The 15349-nt window shown below is 61.5% G+C and carries 13 protein-coding genes and 3 pseudogenes; 7 read left to right on the top strand and 9 right to left on the bottom strand.

Annotated elements, in window-relative coordinates:
* Nucleotides 1-78 precede the first annotated feature (78 nt).
* Nucleotides 79-1035, top strand: coding sequence for an amidohydrolase (locus DRB87_RS17035; protein WP_130026747.1), 957 nt, complete (start codon nucleotides 79-81; stop codon nucleotides 1033-1035).
* 140 nt (nucleotides 1036-1175) lie between these two features.
* Here DRB87_RS17035 and DRB87_RS17030 read toward each other — a convergent pair whose 3' ends face one another.
* From DRB87_RS17030 to DRB87_RS17010, 5 genes and pseudogenes are all read right to left on the bottom strand, one after another.
* Entirely contained in the window at nucleotides 1176-1985 is an 810-nt protein-coding gene (locus DRB87_RS17030) for a fatty acid hydroxylase family protein (protein WP_130026746.1), read from the bottom strand.
* A 274-nt stretch (nucleotides 1986-2259) separates the two neighbouring features.
* A pseudogene (locus DRB87_RS17025) lies at nucleotides 2260-3641 on the bottom strand (MFS transporter).
* Nucleotides 3642-3771: 130 nt separating this feature from the next.
* A pseudogene (locus DRB87_RS17020) lies at nucleotides 3772-5036 on the bottom strand (iron-containing alcohol dehydrogenase).
* Nucleotides 5033-5470 carry an alpha/beta fold hydrolase gene (locus tag DRB87_RS17015; RefSeq protein ID WP_165385352.1) on the bottom strand — a complete coding sequence of 146 codons (438 nt, stop codon included), beginning with the start codon at nucleotides 5468-5470 and terminating at the stop codon, nucleotides 5033-5035. The pseudogene DRB87_RS17020 and the gene DRB87_RS17015 overlap by 4 nt, the downstream one beginning before the upstream one ends.
* Nucleotides 5425-5793, bottom strand: a complete 369-nt coding sequence (locus DRB87_RS17010; RefSeq protein WP_165385351.1) for an alpha/beta fold hydrolase — start codon at nucleotides 5791-5793, stop codon at nucleotides 5425-5427. Before DRB87_RS17010 ends, DRB87_RS17015 begins: the two co-directional genes overlap by 46 nt.
* Before the next feature lie 312 nt (nucleotides 5794-6105).
* Between DRB87_RS17010 and DRB87_RS17005 the strand changes: the two genes are divergently transcribed.
* Nucleotides 6106-6741: a GntR family transcriptional regulator gene (locus DRB87_RS17005; protein WP_130026743.1), complete on the top strand. Its 636-nt coding sequence runs from the start codon at nucleotides 6106-6108 to the stop codon at nucleotides 6739-6741.
* Nucleotides 6742-6789: 48 nt separating this feature from the next.
* Here the strand turns inward: DRB87_RS17005 and catC are convergent, their stop codons facing one another.
* From catC to DRB87_RS16985, 4 genes are all read right to left on the bottom strand, one after another.
* On the bottom strand, nucleotides 6790-7065 hold the full coding sequence (catC, locus tag DRB87_RS17000) for a muconolactone Delta-isomerase (RefSeq protein WP_130026742.1): 276 nt from the start codon (nucleotides 7063-7065) through the stop codon (nucleotides 6790-6792).
* Nucleotides 7066-7179: 114 nt separating this feature from the next.
* The gene (gene pcaD, locus DRB87_RS16995) at nucleotides 7180-8016 is read right to left on the bottom strand and encodes a 3-oxoadipate enol-lactonase (RefSeq protein ID WP_130026741.1); all 837 of its coding nucleotides are present in this window, start codon (nucleotides 8014-8016) and stop codon (nucleotides 7180-7182) included.
* 154 nt (nucleotides 8017-8170) lie between these two features.
* Nucleotides 8171-9316 (bottom strand): muconate/chloromuconate family cycloisomerase, encoded by a 1146-nt coding sequence (locus DRB87_RS16990; RefSeq protein WP_130026740.1) that lies wholly within the window; start codon nucleotides 9314-9316, stop codon nucleotides 8171-8173.
* Nucleotides 9317-9421: 105 nt separating this feature from the next.
* A complete protein-coding gene (locus tag DRB87_RS16985) occupies nucleotides 9422-10348 on the bottom strand; it encodes a LysR family transcriptional regulator (protein ID WP_130027922.1) in 927 nt (308 codons plus the stop codon).
* Between the two features lie 181 nt (nucleotides 10349-10529).
* On the opposite strand from DRB87_RS16985, the gene catA reads away from it, so the two are divergent.
* The 5 genes and pseudogenes from catA (at nucleotide 10530) to benD (ending at nucleotide 15258) form a co-directional block, all read left to right on the top strand.
* Nucleotides 10530-11465, top strand: coding sequence for a catechol 1,2-dioxygenase (gene catA / locus DRB87_RS16980; RefSeq protein ID WP_130026739.1), 936 nt, complete (start codon nucleotides 10530-10532; stop codon nucleotides 11463-11465).
* Between the two features lie 108 nt (nucleotides 11466-11573).
* A complete protein-coding gene (locus DRB87_RS16975) occupies nucleotides 11574-12932 on the top strand; it encodes a Rieske 2Fe-2S domain-containing protein (RefSeq protein WP_130026738.1) in 1359 nt (452 codons plus the stop codon).
* Entirely contained in the window at nucleotides 12929-13417 is a 489-nt protein-coding gene (benB, locus tag DRB87_RS16970) for a benzoate 1,2-dioxygenase small subunit (RefSeq protein ID WP_130026737.1), read from the top strand. Before DRB87_RS16975 ends, benB begins: the two co-directional genes overlap by 4 nt.
* A 40-nt stretch (nucleotides 13418-13457) precedes the next feature.
* Nucleotides 13458-14480 carry a benzoate 1,2-dioxygenase electron transfer component BenC gene (gene benC / locus DRB87_RS16965; protein ID WP_130026736.1) on the top strand — a complete coding sequence of 341 codons (1023 nt, stop codon included), beginning with the start codon at nucleotides 13458-13460 and terminating at the stop codon, nucleotides 14478-14480.
* Nucleotides 14477-15258, top strand: a pseudogene (gene benD, locus DRB87_RS16960) (benzoate diol dehydrogenase BenD). The gene benC and the pseudogene benD overlap by 4 nt, the downstream one beginning before the upstream one ends.
* The last annotated feature ends 91 nt before the right edge of the window (nucleotides 15259-15349 follow it).

The following is a 15349-nucleotide window of genomic DNA, read 5'->3' as shown; positions in this document are numbered from 1 at the left end:
CGCGGGCATTTCGATACTTGGGCTGACTTCCCTGAGGGCAGCTCACAATTTGGCCTATCTGTACGTGGAGAGTAGATCATGGTGAATGTGATTCGACGCCGACTGGTTGCGGGACTCGCGCTCGCAGGGGGAGTGGGCGTGACGCCGCTCGGCTTTGCGGCTCAGCCAGAGGAGTTTCCAAATTCAGCCGGCGCCGAGCGTCCTAAAAGCAAGGCGCCGGCACTGGCGTGCGATTCTCATGTGCACATTTACGATGACGCGTTTCCCGTGCTCAACACGGCAGCGGCCAAACCCGTGAACGCGGACGTTGCAGCCTACCGCAGGATACAGGCGCGGCTGGGGACGACTCGTACTGTCGTCGTTCAGCCCGCCAATTACAAGACGGACAATCGCGTGACATTGGCAGCAATTTCAGCGCTGGGCGCAAAGAATACCCGGGGCATTGCGGTGGTTACGCCGGATGTCACCGACGAAGAACTTCAGCATCTGCATGATGGCGGCATTCGTGGCGTCAGGTTCTCGCTGTTTCAGCCAACGGGCGCAATTACGAATGTCGACATGATCGGCGCGCTTGCACCGCGAATTCAGGCACTGGGGTGGCACGTTCAGTTACAGATGCGGGCCGATTTGATTGTGGCGAACGCACGCATGCTCAGCACGTTGGCTTGCCCCGTTGTTATCGATCACATGGGGCGACTGCCCCACCCGGTCATTGGCAGCGAAGCTCATCGAGTCATGCTGTCGCTGCTACAGCAAGGACGTTGCTGGGTGAAGGTGTCGGGCGCCTATCTGAATTCAAAACAGGGTGCCCCTGATTACGCGGATGCTAGACCCATCGCTCAATCATTTGTTGACGTTGCGCCAAACCGAATCGTTTGGGGCAGCGATTGGCCGCACCCGACGGAGCATGATCGCAAGCCGGACGATGCCCGGCTTTTCGATCTTGTCGGCGAGTGGTTTACCGACACGGCTGTGTCGCATCGCATTCTTGTCGATAATCCGGCGGAGCTTTATGGCTTTGACATGCCGAATTGATTGATGCGTGAGGGTGACGACAAAGGACTTCCGAACGCGGATCGGCAAGCCATGTGGTCGCCCTCGTCAAACGTTGACGTGCGACGAGCCGTTCTCAGATATCAAACGACGGGGGACACCCCCCCATAAGCATCGACACGTCAAATCGCCGTCATCGCTTCTCGCTCTTCCGCCGTGAGAATGGGACCATCCAGGGTAACTTGCGAGTGGTCGTCCTTGAACTTCGCAATGATCGGCTTCAGCTCGCTCTTGATGTGCTTTTCGCTGTAGCCGTTGAACAAGTGGCCAAGCAAGCCTCGGCGCAAGTCGCTGCTCCCCATGTACCAGTCGGCGATCGGGAACGTCAGGTTCATGTTGTATTTCATCATGATGCCCATGTTGTGATGGGCAGTGTGATGCCGACGAATCGTATTGATGAACGGCATGTTGCGCACGAACCAATTTTCATGGCAGTGGCAGCAGTAATGGAACGTCTCATAAATCAAATACTGGCCGACCATCGTGAGAAAGACCATCCAGCCGGCGTTCGTGCCCAGGATCAGTGAAGTCGCATAGCCCAGGGCACCGCCGCCAACGCCCAGCGTCATCAATACGCGCCACGGAAAGAAGACGATGCGGAACTCGCGCGTCGTGTCGATCGTCGACAATTGATCGCTGAAGTATTGGTGATGCTGGCGCGTGTGGCGATTGTAGATCTCGCGCAACCCCCAGACATTCACGCGGCGGTGCATCACAAAGCGATGCATGAACCACTCCACGAAGTTGCCTGCCAGGAAGACGGGAATCATCAACAGCCATTCCCACGTCGGGTGCTGCAATCGGCTGACCGCATAGACGACCGCGCCGATGGCCACGATATACATCACGACGATGTGCAACAGGCCGTTGTACATCGGACTGATGTCGGACTTGTACTGCTCTCGGAATTTCAGTTGGCGCTCGGTAATCATGGCTTGTCTCCTGCGTCTGAATGAATGGAAATCATCAAATACACAGCTAACATATTAGTTATCGGAAAATAAAAGTCAACCGGATTGCGTGCATGGTTCGGGATGGCGATGGAATCGGTGAACGCCTTTCAGTCGGGCCGCGATCCGCTCGAGGATATGCGAGGAGACGCGGCGGCCTGCGTCGGCTGGCCGCCGGTCATGCAACGCTACGGTGGGCGCGACTCTGCGAATCGGCGCGAGGAGCAGCCCGCCGTTCAGTGCGGGCTAGTGCGGGTTAGTGCGAAACGTCTTCAAGCGATCGGCCTTTGGTTTCCACGCCCAGCAGCAACACGGCGAGCGCTGCAATGACAAAGGAGAGGGCACCCATGGTGAAAACGCCTGCCTGGCCCCATGTGGGAAGCAGTACGCCAATGGCAAAGGGGCCCGCCAGGGATCCGATGCGTCCGACGGACGACGCGAAGCCGGAGCCGGTCGCGCGCGTGCGGGTCGGGTAAAGCTCCGGCGTGTAGGCATACAGCACCGACCACATGCCGAACAGGAAGAATTGCATCATCAGCCCGGCGGCAATCAATTGTTCGACAGGCGCCTTCGTGCCAGCCGCCTGACCGTAAAGATAAGCGGCCACGGCACTTCCCAGCAGCATCAGCGCGCACGTTGGCTTACGGCCCCACTTCTCCAGCAACCACGCCGAGAACATGAACCCGGGAATCCCCGCCAGCGAGATGTAGACCGTGTAGAGCACCGATTTGGTCTGCGCATAGCCGGCCTGTTGCAGCAGGGCCCTAGCCATGTCGTCAGTCCGTAGTAGCCGAGCAGCGCGAAGAACCAGGTGGTCCAGAGCATGACAGTCCGTTTGGCATAAATGCCGGTCCAAAGCTCGGCGAAGAGCGCCTTCCTGCCAGATTGGGCGCGAGGCGCGCTCTGCGTCAGGGTGGGCGCTGGCAACTTGCGTCCGTAGGCTTTCTCCACCTTGGCTTCGATGTTGTTCATCACATCCGAGGCTTCTTTCATACGCCCGGTGTCTTCTAGCCACCGCGGTGACTCGGGCACCATGCGCCGGATGACGAACACAAACACGGCCGGGACCGACAAGGCGATGAAAATGCCCCGCCAGCCGATCACCGGAAGCATGAAGTAGGAGAGGGCGCCGGCAACGATAAACCCGATGGGCCAAAAGCCTTCAAGGATCGCCACGTACTTGCCGCGGCTCTTGGCCGGCACGATCTCCGAGACCATCGACAGGCCGATCGGGAATTCCATGCCCATGCCGAAGCCGAGAACCACGCGGTACAGCATCAGCGAATCGACGTTGTGTGCGAAGCCGCACATCAGACTACCGACGCCCCAGAAAATCATGCTGATCTGGAACACCGGCTTTCGACCGAACTTGTCCGCGAGCAGGCCCGCGATCGCGGCGCCGGCGAACATCCCAAGGAAGCTGGCGCTGGCCAGCAGCCCTGTCTGCGACGCCGACAGGCCGAATTCCGCCTTGATCGACCCGAGGACAAAGGTCATCAGACCAAGATCCATGGAATCGAAGAACCAGGCGGTGGCAATGATCGAGAACAAGGTTCTCTGGTAGCGGGTCATCGGCAGCCGCTCAAGACGCGCCGCGACCCCAACACCCAGCCGCGAAGCGGCAGTGGACATATCCATGTTTGTGTCTCCTCCAATCTATGCTGCTAATAATCAGCTAACATGTTAGACATCGAGGCGCAAAGCGGCCGGTTGGTCCGGCCGAATTCTAATAGTGTCTTTGCGTCGCTACAGCACCGGGCCGAAGCGCTCAGTCTGCCGCGAATCTCGCTGTCGTCTCGTTTTGAAGACGGCCATGCCACGCGTTATTGATGATGTCCGCATAGCTTTCTTCAATATTCCCAACCGGGAACGCTTTCGCCAACCGAGTCACGCCGAGCGCATCGGTGAGCAAATTCTGTAGAGATGTCCTTGCGATCCCGAACGCGTTGAGATCGGTGGGAATCCCAAGTTTGCCGACCAGGTCGCGTAATTGGTGCGGCAACGCGCGCACTGCCTGGACTTCGTCGGTCGTCTGAATGCCGAACATTCGGACAACGTCCAAAAGTTCGGCGTGCCGCGACTCGCTCAGGGCGTCGATGACATAGGGCAGCACAACGGCATTCGTCGCGCCGTGAGACTTGTGGGTCAGCGCTGCCACACCGTAGGCAATGCCATGTACCGCGTTCAGACCCGCGCTGCCATAGGACATCGCTGCATAGACGCTGGCGTAGCACATGCCGACCCGCGCCTCGACATCGTTGCCGTCCCGATAACAACGCAGAAGATATTGGACGCAAAGTCGGATCGACTCGCGGGCAAACATCATGGTCAAGCTGTTGCGGCCGCTGTAGCCCGGGTCGACACTGCCGCCCCGATCGAACAGGTTCGAGTCAAGGGTGACAAACGACTCGAGGGCGTGCGTCAAGGCGTCGATGCCGGATTCCGCCGTGACTTTTGGCGGGCAGGTGAAGGTGAGGTCGGGGTCGATGGCGGCGATGACCGGGCGAAGCCGGTTGTCCATCACGGCGATCTTGATGCCGGTGTTCGTGTCGAACAGGATGGTGCCGGGGGTCAGCTCCGAGCCTGTGCCGGCCGTCGTGGGCACTGAGATATGGTCGATGACTGGTGTATCGCTCGTGATGCCGGCACTGAAGTCGCGAACGGGTCGACCTGCCGCCAGTGTGACGCAAAGCGCCTTGGTAAGATCGATGTTGCTGCCGCCCCCAGCGACACGATGTGGTCGGGCAGACGACCGTCCAGTTTGATGCGCAGTTCGGCTGTTGCACGGTCGCACAGGTCGGTGGTGGGGTCGGGCTGACCGCCGGCAAAGACCTCGACATGAACGCCGAGGCGTTCGCACGCCGCTACGTAATCCTTCACCCAAGGGGTCTGCTCGGCAAAGAAGCGATCGGTGACGAGCAATCCACGCCGATAGCCGATGCTATGCAAAAGACCCGGGAGCTTTTGACGGTAGCCACGTTCGATGATCAGTCGGGAGGGGGCGCAAAAGTGGATGCAATCGTCCAGCCTCATGAAGTCTTCTCCGGGGTGCTCGGGCATCGGGATGCCGTGTTGTATTGGGTGAGAAATTGCCGCATGGCGATGCAGACCTCTTGCGTGTTCTGCGACAGGATCGAATGGCGCGCGCCCGGAATCACTTGCAGCGTTGCGCCTCGAATTCCCTCGCACATGCGGTGTGCGTGTTCGACGGGACAGTCTTCGTCTTCGCCGCCGTGGATCAGCAGCGCGGGCACGTCGACGTGCGCCAGATTCGGGAGATGGGAAATCCGTTTCAACGCATTCCATGTCCATGACACAGTGAGCGGGTCAGCCGCGTGTGTCAGGCCCAAACGGATCTGCCTGTGCCGGATTTCGTCGATGAGGGTTGTCCCGTCGGATGCCTTGAACCAGGCAACCTCGTTCAACTGCGCCGTGCCGGACAGGAGCACGATGGCGGCTGGGGGCAATGACGCGCCGTGCCGTTCGCCAACTGCGCCATCAACGCGAGGATGACCGAGACGCCCATGCTCCAGCCGGCCAGCGCATAGGGACGTGCGCCGACTTCCTGCTCAATTGCCAAGCTGGCAATTCGCGCGAAGTCGTCGGCGCTGCATGCGCTTGGGGCGCTTGGGGAACCCGCGTAGCCGCGACCGGGCATGTTGGGCAAGATGAAGTCGAATGCGTCCCCCAATGCGGTTGCCACCGGAACCCAGGCGTCGCTCGTGCCTTGAATCCCATGCAGGGCAACCACCGGGAAGCCATCGGGCTTTCCTATCCGACGAATATCCACCGCGTGCCCTCTCTGTGAGTAATATATTAGTTGGTTAATAATAGCATATCAGACGATGGAAGCAAGTCACTGAGGCTGAGGGAAAACTCGGGGGATGAGGGCGGGCGGGAAAGCGTCGAGCAGGGGCAGGGCTGCCCGAACCGTGGGCGCGCTGAGCGCGGTGCGCCATCGAAAGCTTGAGAGCAGGTGATATACAATTAATATTTGCTCTGAAGCATTGACCAAATGGCGACACGAAAAGCGACGCAACGCACGGGGAAGCCGGAGACAAACGCACCGGATGACGCGCGGGAATCCATCCCGCGAGGTCGCATGGTCGACATGGCTTACGAGTGGATTGAAGAGGCGATCGTGACGTTGCGGCTCGCACCGGGTTCGACCTTGTCGGAGCTGCAACTGAGCGAGATGACAGGCTTTGGCCGAACGCCGATCCGGGAAGCCGTCCAGCGCCTGGCCCGTGAGCACTTGATCGTGGTGCTGCCGCAGCGCGGGCTACTCATTCCGCCGATGGACGTCGCCAAGCAACTGCGCTTGCTGGAGACGCGCCGTGAGGTGGAGCGCTTGATTGCCCGGAGTGCCGCGAAGAAAGCCACGGCCGAGCAGCGCGAGCATTTCACGCGTCTGGCGAAGGAATTCAAGAGTTCGGCGCGCAGCGGCAAGGATGTGGAGTTCATCCGTGCCGACCGCGAGTTCAACGAATTGTGTCTGGTCGCCGCGCGCAACGAGTTCGCCGAGGGCGCGATGCGTTTGTTGCACGGACTGGCGCGCCGGTTCTGGTACTACCACTATAAGGAAGCGGCCGATCTACCCACGATGGCGCGCCTGCATGCGCAAGCCGCGGAAGCAATTGCCGCGGGCGAAGTGAAACGTGCCGGCGACGCAATCGATGCGCTGTTGGACAATATCGAGGCATTCACGCGAGCCACGGTCTTGGGCGAGCGAGCCTAATACCGGGGCCTGTCCGAAGGAGGAGGGGGCGGCGTTGCCGCCCCAGACTCAAATCGCCGACGGATGGCGAGCCAAGGGCGTCACCGAGATGTCCATGTACGGGAACAGGGGCAACTGGCTCAGCAGCGTGTGCAACTCGTCGTTACTGTCCACATCGAAGACGCTGTAATTGGCATATTCCCCGACCACGCGCCAGATGTTTGGCCACTTGCCCGAGCGTTGCAGCGATTGCGAATATTCTTTTTCTTCTGCCTTGATGCGTGCAGCCTCTTCCGCCGGCACCGTATCGGGAATCCGAACGATCATATGAACCAGGTACAGCATTTCACTCTCCTTGAAACGCGGGCGTAGCGCCCTTGACAGTTACAGGTGGGGCCACGCCGCGATGACCGTGGCATCCACTTCCCGAATTTGGCGTGACCGCCGATGCGCCTCGCGTCAGTCGAGCGCCTTGGCTAGGAACTTGCACAGCGCGGCCTCGAACTGGGCCGGCGCTTCAATGTTCGACAGATGCGAAGCGGGCACCAACGCCACCGTCGATCCGGCGATGGCGTGTTGCATTGCCTTGGCGTCGGCAACTGTCGTCACCGGATCGAACTCGCCGGCGATCAGCAGCGTCGGCACCTTGATGGACGAGATCTCATCTCTGAGATCCGAGCTCGCCAGAGCGTCGCAGCATGACGCGTAGCCTTCCGGTGCGAGTGCTGCAATCCCGGCCTGCGCGCGCGTCACACACTCCGGCTCGCGAGCGATGAAGCCCTCGGTAAACCAGCGCGACGGTGAGGACGCGGCCAACTCCGCCATCGCCGCCTTCCCATGGGCACGGACGTGCGTGGCGCGGGTAGTCCACCCGTCGGTCGTGCCGATCCGGGCCGCGCTGTTGCACACGGCAATCGCATCGAAGCGCGCCGCCGCATGCAGCCCCAGCCACAAGCCCGTGTGCCCGCCCATCGACACGCCGCAGAAGCTTGCGTGAGGCACATCGAGCGCGTCGAGCAGCGCTACGACGTCATCCCCCAATTGGTCAAACGTGTAAGGACCCTGCGTAACAACGCTGCCGCCATGCCCTCTCGTGTCATAGCGCACGACACGGAAGTCGCGCGCCAGACCCGGCACTTGCGCATCCCACATCTCCAGCGTCGTGCCGAGCGAGTTGCTCAGCACCAGCACCGGTGCCGATGCCGGGCCGGAGATGGCGACGCGAAAGCGGCCGTTTCTCGTTTCAATGTGGGTGTCGCCAGGCGTGTCGCGCGCCGTGTCGAGGATGGCGGACATACGGTGTCTCTCTCGGATCGGCGCGAATTGCGGCAACCGTGTGCCGCAATTCGATGCGCCTTAGGATTTGGATGGGAGGCCATTGGCTCGCAGGCGTGTGGTCCGTCGCAACACCTGACGGTCCGCAATGCGCAGGTCGCTCGCAGCCCCCGGCTTATTGCGCGCCGGTGACGACGCGCTGCGCGTCGCGACGATAGTGAGCGAGCTTGTCTTCGTCGATCGTGACGCCCAGGCCCACGCCGGTGGGCAGATGCAGGGCGAACTCGCGGTAGGTCGGCCGCTCGACGACGATATCGTCCTTGAGCAACAGCGGACCGAACAGTTCGGTGCCCCAGGCGAGCTGACGAAGCGTGCAGAAGCAGTGCGCCGCCGCGATCGAGCCGATCGTGCCTTCGAGCATCGTGCCGCCATACAGCGAGACACCGGCCGCATCGCCAACGGCCGCGGCACGCAGCGTGCCGTAAAGGCCGCCGGCCTTCGCGATCTTCAACGCGAACACATCGGCACAACCGCCGCGCACGAGTTCAACGGCATCCTCGGCACCGAGGATCGCTTCGTCCGCCATGATCGGCACCACAAAGCGAGCGGCCAGGCGAGCGAGGCCGGCGCGCTGGTCGCGCGGGATCGGTTGCTCGATCAGGTCGACGCCGGCGGCTTCGAGCGCGGCGATGCCCGTGGCCGCTTCCGCTTCGTTCCATGCCTGGTTGACGTCCACCGTGACGCGCGCACGGTCGCCCAGGGCGCGCTTGATCGCGGCAACGTGGGCCACGTCATCGCTTACGGCGCGCCGCCCGATCTTGAGCTTGAAGGTGTTGTGACGACGCTCGGCCAGCAGGCGCTCGGCTTCGTCGATGTCGCGTGCGGTATCGCCACTGGCCAGCGTCCAGAGCGTCGGAAGCGTCTCGCGCACCGCGCCACCCAGGAGCGTGACGAGCGGCACGCCAAGACGCTTCGCTTGCGCATCGAGCAGGGCCGTTTCCAGTGCGGACTTGGCGAAGCGATTGCCGCGCGCGATCTTATCCAGACGCACCATGGCCGCGTGCACATTGGTTGCGTCGACCTCGCTCAATGCTGGCGCGAGATAGGTGTCGATCGCGAGCTTGATGCCCTCCGGACTTTCCTCGCCGTAGGACAGCCCGCCGATCGTGGTGGCCTCGCCGATGCCTTCGATGCCGTCGCTGCAACGCAGCCTGACGATCACCAGCGTTTGCTTCTGCATCGTCGTCATCGCGAGCTGATGCGCGCGAATCGTCGGCAGGTCGACCAGAATGGCCTCGATGGAGCTGACGGTTGGTTTCATACCCGGGAAGTACAGTTGGACAGTGAATCGCAGTATGCAAGCCGCGTTATGTCCCTGTCCAAGACCGATGGCGTCTGGTTCAATACCTGCCGGGTATGGTGTTGATCAGGGTGAGCCGAGGTCAGAAGGCGGGAGGTGCTCCATGTTCCCCTCGGCGTAGAGGTCGTAGATCAATTCGAGCATGGCGCGAATATCGGGCGACTCGTCGAGCAATCGCATGCTCAGGATAATAGGCGATACGAGATTGGGATCGTCGAGTTCCTTATAGGCGATGTCGTCGCGCTTGAGGCCATTGACGCTCTGCGGCACGATGGCGATGCCTTCGCCGGCCGCGACAAGTCCCAGCGCAATCTGCAATTCCCGCGTCTCGTAGATGCGCTCCGGTTTGAGTGCGCGATCGTGGAAGGCTGCAAGCACCTGATCGGCGTAGCTCGGGCGAGGGGCTTGGGGAAAAATGATCAGCGTCTCCGACACGAGGTCATGCAGCGACAGCACGAGTTTGCTCTCGATCAACGGATGGCCGAGCGGCAGGGCGACGATCATGCGTTCCTCGCGCAGCACCACGCGACGAATGCTCGGGTCTTCGTGGCGAATGCGGCCGAAGCCGACATCGATGCGACCCTCCTTGAGTGCCTGGATCTGATCCATCGTCGACATCTCGTGCAGGCTCAACGCGACCGTGCTGTTCTCTTCGCGAAAACGTCGGATGATCTTCGGCAGCATGCCGTAGAGCGTCGAGCCGACAAAGCCGACCGAGAGACTGCGATCGATCTTGCCCACGCGCCGCGTCATCGATTCGAGTTCGGAGGTTTGCGCGAGCAACTGCACGGCGTGCGAATAGAAAAAGCGCCCTGTATCGGTCAGTTTAAGCGGACGCGAGTCGCGCTCGAACAGTTGAACGCCGAGCAACTCCTCGAGTTGCTGAATCTGGCGACTGAGCGGCGGCTGTGCGATATGCAGCCGCGCGGCGGCGCGCGTGAAGTTGCGTTCTTCGGCAACCGCCACGAAGTAGCGCATATGACGCAACTCAATATTCATTTCATACCTTTCAGATATCGCGCCGATACTAAATCAGTGTTGGACGGTGCTATACCCGTCATTATCCTGACTTCATGCTCTGCATCAGTGCTCGATTATACCTAGCGCGTATGGACGATGAATGCTTGGTGCACGGGTTAACCCCAGCAAAATTCGAATAGAGGTAGGAGAAGACATGAGCGTGAAAGTATTCGACACGAGCGAAGTGCAAGCGCTGTTGAGCGCCGCTGCCAATCTCGGAAATCCCACTGGCGATGCGCGCACCAAGCAGATCGTCCATCGCTTGCTGAGCGACCTTTTCAAGGCGATCGACGACCTCGATATCACGCCGGATGAGATCTGGGCTGGCGTCAACTATTTCAACAAACTGGGCCAGGATGGCGAGGCGGCACTGCTGGCCGCGGGTCTTGGCCTCGAGAAGTATCTCGACGTGCGCATGGACGCCGAGGACCGGGCCGCCGAGATTGAAGGCGGTACGCCACGCACCATCGAAGGCCCGCTCTATGTCGCCGGTGCGCCGCTGCGCGACGCGGTGTCGAAGATCGACCTCGATGCAGATGCCGACGCTGGCCCGCTGGTGATTCGCGGCACGGTGACCGGCCCTGACGGTCAACCGGTGGCGGACGCCATCGTCGAATGCTGGCACGCCAACTCGAACGGCTTCTATTCGCACTTCGATCCGACCGGCGCGCAATCGCCTTTCAATTTGCGCGGCGCCGTGCGCACCGATGCGCAAGGCAAGTACGAATTCCGCACGCTGATGCCGGTGGGCTACGGTTGCCCGCCGCAAGGCGCCACGCAGCAACTGCTCGACGTATTGGCCCGTCATGGCAACCGCCCCGCGCACGTGCACTTCTTCGTGACCAGCGAACCGCATCGCAAGCTTACGACGCAGATCAACATCGAAGGCGATCCGCTGATCTGGGACGACTTCGCGTACGCGACGCGCGAGGATCTGATCCCGCACGTGATCGAGAAGACCGGTGGCGCCAAGCTCGGCCTGAAAGCGGACGACTACAAGGAAATCGTATTCGATATCCAGTTGAGCCCGCTCACGCACGGCAAGGACAACCAGATCGTCCATCGCCTGCGCGCTTCGGCGGCGGCCTAACCGTTCGCCACGGCGGCGGCGCCGTCGCGCAGCCGCCTCTCTCATCGTTCCAACTTTGATACCGGCGCGATCGCTCCCTGGCGGGGCGCGCGCGCGGGGAGAGCCCCCATGTCCTCCATCACCCAAACACAAGCGCAACTGGACGCGCTGCTCGACACGGCCGTCCAGGACGACAAGCAGGCCGGCGTCTTCCGCTGCCGCCGCGACATCTTCACCAACACCGAATTGTTCGAACTCGAGATGAAGCACATCTTCGAGGGCAACTGGGTCTATCTGGCGCATGAAAGCCAGATCCCGAACAACAACGATTACTACACGACGTGGATTGGCCGTCAGCCGGTGGTTGTCACGCGCGACAAGAACGGTGAGCTGCACGCGGTCATCAATGCCTGCGCGCACAAGGGGGCCATGCTGTGCCGTCGCAAGCACGGCAACAAGGGCAGCTTCACCTGCCCGTTCCACGGCTGGACGTTCTCCAATACCGGCAAGCTGCTCAAGGTGAAGGAAGAGAAGACCACGCAGTACCCGGTGCAATTCAATACGCACGGCTCGCATGACCTGCGCAAGGTCGCGCGCTTCGAGAGCTACCGCGGCTTCCTGTTCGGCAGCCTCAACCCCGATTCGATGCCGCTCGCGGACTATCTCGGCGAGACCCGCGTGATCATCGACCAGATTGTCGACCAGGCCCCGGAAGGGCTGGAAGTCGTGCGCGGCAATTCCTCGTACGTCTACGACGGCAACTGGAAGATGCAGATGGAGAACGGCTGCGACGGCTATCACGTCAGCACAGTTCACTGGAACTACGCGGCGACCATGGGCCGACGCAAGGACGAGGGTACGAAGGCCGTCGACGCCAACAGCTGGAGCAAGTCGGTGGCAGGCGTCTATGGCTTCGATCATGGCCACATTCTATTGTGGACCAACACGATGAATCCGGAAGTTCGTCCGGTCTACGCGCATCGTGACGAAATCAAGGCCCGCGTCGGCGACGTCAAGGCCGATTTCATCGTCAACCAGACGCGCAACCTCTGTCTCTACCCGAACGTGTTCCTGATGGACCAGTTCAGCACGCAAATTCGCGTGGTGCGTCCGCTCGGCGTCGACAAGACCGAAGTCTCGATCTTCTGCTTTGCGCCGAAGGGCGAAAGTGCCGAAGTGCGCGCCCACCGCATCCGCCAGTACGAGGACTTCTTCAACGTGACGGGCATGGGCACGGCCGACGACCTCGAAGAGTTCCGCGCCTGCCAGGCGGGTTATGCCGGTACCACGGCACTCTGGAATGACCTGTCGCGCGGCGCACCGCTTTGGATCGACGGACCGGACGACAACGCCAGAAAGATGGGACTGACGCCGCGCCTGTCGGGCGAGCGCAGCGAAGACGAAGGGTTGTTCGTCTGCCAGCACGAATACTGGGTCGAAGTGATGCGCGACGCCGTGAAGAAAGAACAAGCGGAGGCCACGGCATGAGCTTCGATTACGCAACGATCTGTGCCGCGCTGTATCGCGAAGCCCGTCTGCTCGACGATCGTCAGTGGGACGAGTGGCTGGCGTGCTACGCCGCCGACGTCACGTACTGGATGCCGGCGTGGGACGACGACGATCGACTGACCGACGACCCGCAGAGCCAGATCTCGCTGATGTACTACCCGGATCGTGGGGGGCTGGAGGATCGCGTGTTCCGCATCAAGACCGAGCGTAGCAGCGCGTCGATGCCCGAGCCCCGCACCGCACATACGGTCGCGAATGTGGAAGTGCTGGCGCAGCGCGATGACGAGGTCGACGTGCGCTACAACTTCAGCACGCTCAGCCATCGTTACAGGGCGACCGATCAATTCTTCGGCACGATGTTCGTCACGTTGCGCCGGGCCGGCGATGCGCTGTTGATCGCCAACAAGAAGATCGTTTTGAAGAACGACTATATCCGTCAGGTACTCGACGTCTATCACGTTTGACGTTGCCTATCGCATCAGGACTGGAAGTCGAGGAGGCTATATGTCCAGCTACAACGTAGCGCTCAATTTTGAAGACGGGGTGACCCGCTTCGTCGAATGCAAGGCCGGCGAAAAGGTGCTCGACGCGGCGTTTCGCGCCAAGATCAATCTGCCGATGGACTGCTCCGACGGTGTCTGCGGCACTTGCAAGTGCCGTGCCGAGAGCGGCAGTTACGACATGGGCGACGACTACATCGAAGACGCCCTGAGCGCCGACGAGAAGGACAGCGGCCTCGTCCTCACATGCCAGATGGTGCCGCACAGCGATTGCGTGATTGCGGTGCCGGCCTCGTCCACCGCGTGCAAGACCGAGCAGAGCCGCTTTGCCGCGACCGTCACCAAGGTCGAGACGCATAACGACGCGGCGGTCGTGCTGGAACTCGATGTGGGTGCCGCGGCGCCCGTGTTTCTGCCCGGCCAGTACGTCAATATCGATGTGCCCGGTAGCGGCGTGCGTCGTTCGTATTCGTTCTCGTCTGCTCCGGGAGAATCGCGTATCGGCTTTCTCATCAAGAAGATTCCAGGCGGGGTCATGAGTTCGTGGCTCGATAGCGCGCAACCCGGCAATGCGCTCGAGATGACAGGCCCGCTCGGCAGCTTCTATCTGCGAGCTGTCGAGCGCCCACTACTTTTCCTCGCGGGCGGCACCGGGCTGGCGCCGTTTCTGTCGATGCTCGAAGTCCTCGCGCGAACACAGTCGCAACAGCGCGTGCATCTGATCTACGGCGTGACGCGGGATCTCGATCTCGTCCAGGTCGAGGCGATCGAGGCTTACACGGCCAAGATGGCGAATTTCACCTTTGCCACGGTGGTGGCGGACGCCGAATCGAAGCATCCGCGAACGGGTTGGGTGACGCAGCATATTCCGGCCGATGCGCTCAACGATGGCAACGTCGACGTGTATTTGTGCGGACCGCCGCCGATGGTCGATGCCGTGCGCAAACACTTCGATGACAACGGCGTGAGGCCCAACAGCTTCCATTACGAGAAATTCACGCCCAACGCCGCAATGGTGGACGCATGACGACGCAACGATTTGCCGGCAAGGTGATGGTCGTGACCGGCGCGGCACAAGGCATCGGCCGGGGAGTCGCACTGCGCGCGTCGGCCGAAGGGGCGAGGGTGCTCTTCGTCGATCGTGCCGAATTCGTCGCTGAGGTGGCGGCCGAAGCGGCTGGCGGGGCTGGCGAGTCGGCCGGCTTCGTCGCCGATCTCGAGACCTACGAAGGCGCTGCCGCGGCCATGGCGTTCGCCAACGAGCGCTTCGGCGGCATCGACATCCTGATCAATGGCGTGGGCGGGGCGATTCGTATGCGTCCGTTCGCCGAGTTCGAACCTGCGCAGATCGACGCGGAGATTCGCCGCTCGCTGATGCCTACGCTTTACACCTGCCACGCGGTGCTGCCGTACTTGCTCAAGCGTGGCGGCGGCACGATCGTCAACGTGTCGTCGAATGCGACGCGGGGGATTCGCCGCGTGCCCTATTCCGCTGCGAAGGGCGGGGTGAACGCCATCACGCAATCGCTGGCGATGGAATATGCCGAGCACAATATTCGCGTCGTAGCGACCGCGCCGGGGGCACCACGGCGCCGACGCGCCGGATTCCGCGCAACGCCGCGGGCGACAGCGAGCAAGAGATCGCCTGGATGAACGAAGCGGTCGCACAGGTGACCGACTCGACGTTTTTCAAACGTTACGGCAGCCTCGACGAGCAAATCGCGCCCATTCTCTTCCTGGCCTCCGACGAAGCCGGATACATCACCGGCACGGTGTTGCCTGTCGCGGGCGGCGATACGGGCTGAAGCCAGACGCTGCGAGAGCTTGCGAGGGGGCGTTGCGCAATAAGCTTCGCGCTGCCTCGTCGGTCGAGGGGAGGCAGCAAACCGAGCCGCT

Source organism: Pandoraea sp. XY-2, from assembly GCF_004193915.1.
Lineage (GTDB): Bacteria > Pseudomonadota > Gammaproteobacteria > Burkholderiales > Burkholderiaceae > Pandoraea > Pandoraea cepalis.
The sequence above is the reverse complement of the archived record's forward strand: the minus strand, read 5'-3'. Positions and strand labels throughout refer to the sequence as shown.

Bases quoted from the DNA above. Each gene is read 5' to 3' on its own strand.
- DRB87_RS17035 (WP_130026747.1), top strand. From the start codon at position 79: ATGGTGAATGTGATTCGACGCCGACTGGTTGCGGGACTCGCGCTCGCA.
- DRB87_RS17030 (WP_130026746.1), bottom strand. From the start codon at position 1,985: ATGATTACCGAGCGCCAACTGAAATTCCGAGAGCAGTACAAGTCCGAC.
- DRB87_RS17005 (WP_130026743.1), top strand. From the start codon at position 6,106: ATGGTCGACATGGCTTACGAGTGGATTGAAGAGGCGATCGTGACGTTG.
- catC (WP_130026742.1), bottom strand. From the start codon at position 7,065: ATGCTGTACCTGGTTCATATGATCGTTCGGATTCCCGATACGGTGCCG.
- pcaD (WP_130026741.1), bottom strand. From the start codon at position 8,016: ATGTCCGCCATCCTCGACACGGCGCGCGACACGCCTGGCGACACCCAC.
- DRB87_RS16990 (WP_130026740.1), bottom strand. From the start codon at position 9,316: ATGAAACCAACCGTCAGCTCCATCGAGGCCATTCTGGTCGACCTGCCG.
- catA (WP_130026739.1), top strand. From the start codon at position 10,530: ATGAGCGTGAAAGTATTCGACACGAGCGAAGTGCAAGCGCTGTTGAGC.
- DRB87_RS16975 (WP_130026738.1), top strand. From the start codon at position 11,574: ATGTCCTCCATCACCCAAACACAAGCGCAACTGGACGCGCTGCTCGAC.
- benB (WP_130026737.1), top strand. From the start codon at position 12,929: ATGAGCTTCGATTACGCAACGATCTGTGCCGCGCTGTATCGCGAAGCC.
- benC (WP_130026736.1), top strand. From the start codon at position 13,458: ATGTCCAGCTACAACGTAGCGCTCAATTTTGAAGACGGGGTGACCCGC.